This window comes from Okeania sp. SIO3B5 (assembly GCF_010692555.1).
Lineage (GTDB): Bacteria > Cyanobacteriota > Cyanobacteriia > Cyanobacteriales > Microcoleaceae > Okeania.
This window is the reverse complement of sequence record NZ_JAAHHG010000628.1, coordinates 1-5,257: the sequence shown is the minus strand read 5'-3', so window position 1 is coordinate 5,257 and position 5,257 is coordinate 1. Positions and strand designations below refer to the sequence as shown.

Annotated in this window: 4 protein-coding genes; all 4 read left to right on the top strand. The window is 34.7% G+C overall.

Annotated elements, in window-relative coordinates:
- The first annotated feature begins 644 nt into the window (after positions 1-644).
- Complete coding sequence (locus tag F6K54_RS39745; protein WP_293089823.1) at positions 645-1,130, top strand: hypothetical protein; 486 nt, start codon at positions 645-647, stop codon at positions 1,128-1,130.
- Positions 1,131-1,467: 337 nt separating this feature from the next.
- Positions 1,468-1,959 (top strand): hypothetical protein, encoded by a 492-nt coding sequence (locus tag F6K54_RS39740; RefSeq protein ID WP_293089821.1) that lies wholly within the window; start codon positions 1,468-1,470, stop codon positions 1,957-1,959.
- 481 nt (positions 1,960-2,440) lie between these two features.
- Positions 2,441-3,706, top strand: coding sequence for an aspartate aminotransferase family protein (locus F6K54_RS39735; RefSeq protein WP_293089820.1), 1,266 nt, complete (start codon positions 2,441-2,443; stop codon positions 3,704-3,706).
- A 496-nt stretch (positions 3,707-4,202) separates the two neighbouring features.
- The coding region (locus tag F6K54_RS39730; protein WP_293089818.1) for a transposase at positions 4,203-5,257 on the top strand (1,055 nt) is incomplete at its 3' end.

The window sequence follows — 5,257 nt, the reverse complement described above, 5'->3', positions numbered from 1 at the left end:
GTTTTTTTTAGCTAGGAGTCAGGAGACAGGAGACAGGAGACAGGAGACAGGAGGTAAGAGGGAAGAGAGAAGATGTGGGGAGAGATAATACAAAAAATTCAACACTTCTTCAGATGATTTTTTCTCAAAATTGATGCGCGAAAAGACTTGACTACCACAATTATTAGATCTCAAATGGGTTCTATAGCTAATTAATGGTAAGCATTTCCTGCGGACTGCTGCGCAAACAGCTATCAACAGTCAGCTAGCCTCCTCCGAAGGAACTACGTTAACAGCAATTAGTAATGAATAATTACTTCTTAGGTTTTGTCCAGGGACTTTGGCAGTAACTTTTTATTCTTTTTCAATCTCAAAGGTTACTTTTACACAAACCCAAAATTAATAGCTGATAGCTGATAGCTAATAGCTGACGGCTGAATGCTTACGGACATTTTTCAATCCTAAAACCCTTTTACAGTTCGCTATTTCCTGTTCCCTGTTCCCTATTCCCTACCCCATAGCGCTATAGATTTTTTTTATTCTTGATACTGTTAATTATCCAACACTAATTATCTAGAGAATATAATATAGTGTAAATTTATTAGAGCTAATAGATAAAAAGTTCTAGTCAATCTGATTAAGTATTAACTCACTACGTTAAGAATATGAAAAAAATTGCTATTTTAATATCTATTGCTACAGTTGTTTTGAGTAATAACCATGCTTTGGCCGGAGAACATGGTGCCCACTGCTTGAATATGCTTAGTGGTGAAATGAAAAATTGTAGAGTTATTGTTTCAGAGCTAAATAATAGCCTGGAAATGAATTTTAAATCTGACAAACTTCAAGATGTTAATATGAAATTGAAAGGTAATCAGATTACTGAAATTTCAACTGGTGAATATGCTAAAAAAAGAACGAAAGAAACTATTGGGGCAAGTTTAGTTCTCGGTCCTCTAGGAGCATTAGTTGGTCTTTTTGCTAAACAGGATAGGACTCAGTTAGCAATTGAATATGTGGATTATCAAAACAATAAAAATGTCACGATGATTGATATTCCTACAAAACATAGCGAACCTCTAATGAAAGATTTAGAAAGCTTAACTGGTTTACAGATTCGTAATACAGAGGGAACAGGGAACAGCGAATAGGGAACAGGGGGGAATAGTTGATGATGTATGGATAATAATTGATTTGATTTCTGATTTTTACCAGATGTCTAGTAGACATCTCCGATCATAAAACATAAAAATAATTATCGTACAAAAATAGTTAATTCTTTCCACCTATTCTGTAAGAACGTTCATGCAACGTTCCTACTCCCTCTTTTGGCAGAGATGTCTACTCAAAAATTATCTAAAATAGACATCTGTTGATAATCAAAAATAAACTCAATTATTGGGCACAAATTATCAATTATTTCCCCCTACTCCCTACTCCCTACTCCCTACTCCCTACTCCCTACTCCCTGTTTCCCGGAGAGGTCTAATGTTAAAGTTAATTAGTATGGCTAAAATTATGCAAAAACAATTAATTGCTCTTGTCTCTGTTGCTTCATTATTTATTCCAGGCAATATTGCCTTAGCTAGAACTCATGGTGCTCATTGTTTAAATAATAATAATGGAGAGTTAAATCAATGCAAAGTAAACGTAGATATTTCGGGTAAGCGTCTGGATATAAAATTTGATAAAGAAGAATATCAAGATGCTAATTTTACTTTAAAGAAAGAACAAATTACAGAACTTTCTACAGGAGATTATGCAAAAACTCAAGTTAAAAAAAGTATTGCTAAAGGTATTCTTTCTCCTATAGGTGGAATAATTAGTGCTATTGATAAACAAGCTAGAATTCAAATAGCAATTGTTTATTTAGACGCACAAAATAATCAAAATGTTACCTTAGTTGATATCCCCAGTCGATATGCTTTATTATTCAGACAAGAACTTGAAACTATGACGGGATTAAAAGTTAAGAAATAAGAAGGCGTTCAACAATTAATAATTAATAATTAATAATTAATAATTAATAATTACGTAAGCATTTAATAGCTGAATGCTTACTATATTCAATCAAGAGCGGTTTTGACCAGAGGTAATTATCAATTATCAATTATCAATTATCCATTATCAATTAATGAATCCCCCGCTCAAAAAAGAAAGTTTAAAAGAATCTAAAAAAACAAAGCAAAAGCAATAGAAATTGATATGGAGAAAAACTTTAGAGAAAATATTATAGCAGTCGAAGCAAAGGGCACAGACATATCAAAAGCTTAAAACTCAGACAACGCAAGATTTTTCCCTAAACTCAGACAATGCAAGATTTTTCCCTCTCCCTTCTGCCTTCTTCCTTCTTCCTTCTTTCTTCTTTCTTCTGCTATATAAATTAAAAAAAACCTATAAATTCTATATGTTCTTTTGAAATCAAATTAATATTGAGGTTAATTTTGAGGATTTATGATTTATGACCCCTGAAACAATAGTTCAGCAACCTTTAGGAACAACAGGCGGATATACAACATTTAGTGCCGACAACTTCAATGCTTGTGTAATGAACACCTACGGGCGTTTTCCCATTGCCCTCGAACATGGTGAAGGTTGTCGTGTTTGGGATACCGAAGGAAAAGAATATCTAGATTTTGTGGCCGGAATTGCTACCTGTACCCTCGGTCACGCTCACCCCGTAATGATGGCAACAGTTTCGCAACAAATTCAACGACTACACCATGTATCCAATCTATACTATATCCCAGTTCAGGGAGAATTAGCACAGTGGTTGACAGAACATTCCTGTGCTGACAAAGCATTTTTCTGTAACTCTGGAGCAGAAGCTAACGAAGGAGCAATAAAATTAGCCCGCAAATATGCTCACGAAAAATTAGATATTGAAAATCCGATAATTTTGACTGCCCATGCTAGTTTCCACGGTAGAACTCTAGCAACTATTACCGCAACAGGGCAACCAAAATATCACAAAGGTTTTAGCCCCTTAATGCCAGGATTTTATTATGTCCCCTACAATGATATTACTGCTATAGAAAATGCGATCGCCGAACTAGACAAAGACAAACGACAAGTTGCAGCTATTATGCTAGAAGCACTCCAGGGAGAAGGAGGCGTTCGTCCTGGTGATGTGGCTTACTTTCAAAGAATTAGAGAAATTTGCGACGAGAAAGGCATTCTCTTAATATTAGATGAAGTACAAGTAGGAATGGGTCGTAGTGGCAAACTTTGGGGATATGAAAATTTAGGCATTGAGCCAGATATTTTTACTTCCGCTAAGGGGTTAGGTGGAGGTATTCCCATCGGAGCAATGTTATGTAAATCTCACTGTGATGTTTTTGAACCAGGCAGTCATGCTAGCACCTTTGGTGGAAACCCTTTTGTTTGTTCCGTAGCGCTAGCTGTTTGCCAAACTTTGGAACAGGAAAATTTGTTAGCAAATGTACAGCAGAGAGGCGAACAGTTGCGAGTAGGGTTAAATGCTATTGCCACTAAATATCCCGATTTATTTACTGAAGTGCGCGGTTGGGGTTTGATTAATGGTATGGAGTTAAATGCAGATGTAGAGTTGACTTCTATCGATATAGTCAAAGCTGCCATGAATGAAGGTTTATTAATTGTACCTGCTGGTCCGAAAGTATTGCGCTTTGTGCCTCCACTTATAGTAACTGCTGCTGAAATTACTATAGCTGTAGATGCCTTGGCAAGAGCGATCGCAAGGGAGTAGGGGAGTAGGGGAGTCAGGGAGTAGGGGAGTGGGGAGAAAGTAGTAGGGTGTGTGAGCGGAACGAAGTGGAGTATCACGCACCATTTTTCCCACTAGACATCTCCAATAATCAAAAATAAAATCAATTATCCCACTGTTATTGATCAATTCTTTTTCCCAACTCCCTCTTTTGGAAGAGATATCTAATAGGAGTAGAGGTGCGTTACGCTGTGGCTAACGACTGTAAAATCTTTATAATCACTCTTATTATTCAAACATATTCTTTTTTTAAATTGGTATAATAAAAGTTATACATAAATATAGTCATATATAGTCAAACAATGTCAAATATCTCCGTTAATTTGTACTCACCAGCTACTAAATATTTGACAAAATTTAATAACTCTTGACCTGATGTTTAATGGTATAATCAAATTTGCTGATAATTCCAGGTTAAATCACCATAATAAAGATTAATAAATGCTCAAATCCTAATGTAATTTTAACCCCTTGATTTATGAAATTAGTTGAGAGACATATTATTCAAAAAAATCATCGGTTTTATTCTGAAATTGACCGACTGTGTTTCTTGTCTAAAAATCTCTATAACTATTCTAACTATTTAGTTCGTCAGTCTTTTATATTTGAAAAGACAAATCTATCTTATTATGACCTGCAAAAAACACTCTCTACTCAATCAGACTATCAAGCAATGCCAGCTAAAGTATCTCAACAAATCTTGATGATACTAGATAGAAACTGGAAAAGTTTTTTAGCAGCGAATGAAGTCTATAAACAGAACCCATCAAAGTTTAATGCTCGTCCTCGCCTTCCGAGATATAAAAATAAAATAACGGGAAGAAATATTGTAGTTTATACGACACAAGCTATCAGCAAGAGGCAATTAAAACAAGGAATTATTAATCCTAGTAAGACAGGAATTTATCTAAAAACATTAGTACCTACTTCACAAATCAAACAAGTTCGTCTCGTCCCTAGACTGAACCATTATGTAATAGAGGTCATTTATGAGAAATGCGAAAAACAATACGAGCTAGAAAAAAATCGTTGTGCCAGTATTGATATAGGATTAAACAATTTAGCTACATTAACTTTTAATCAAGCCGGAATCAAACCGCTCTTGATAAATGGCAGACCGTTAAAATCTATCAATCAATACTACAATAAAGTTAAAAGCTTCCTACAGTCTCAACTCCAGAAAAATAGATCGAGTAAGAAACTGAAAAAGCTTTGTAATAAACGAGAATTTAAAATTAATGATTATCTTCATAAAGCGTCTCGTTTGATTATTAATACCCTGATCGATAGGGAAATAGGAACATTGATAATAGGGCATAATAAAGAGTGGAAGCAGAAGATAAATTTAGGGAAAAGAAATAATCAAAACTTTGTATCTGTTCCCTATAATAAGTTAATCGAAATGTTATCTTATAAAGCCAAGATGGTAGGGATAGATGTAATTATTACAGAAGAATCTTATACCTCCGCATCAAGTTTTATAGATAATGATTTGATTCCTGTTTACAAGAAAGGTGAGAAAAATCAAGTCAC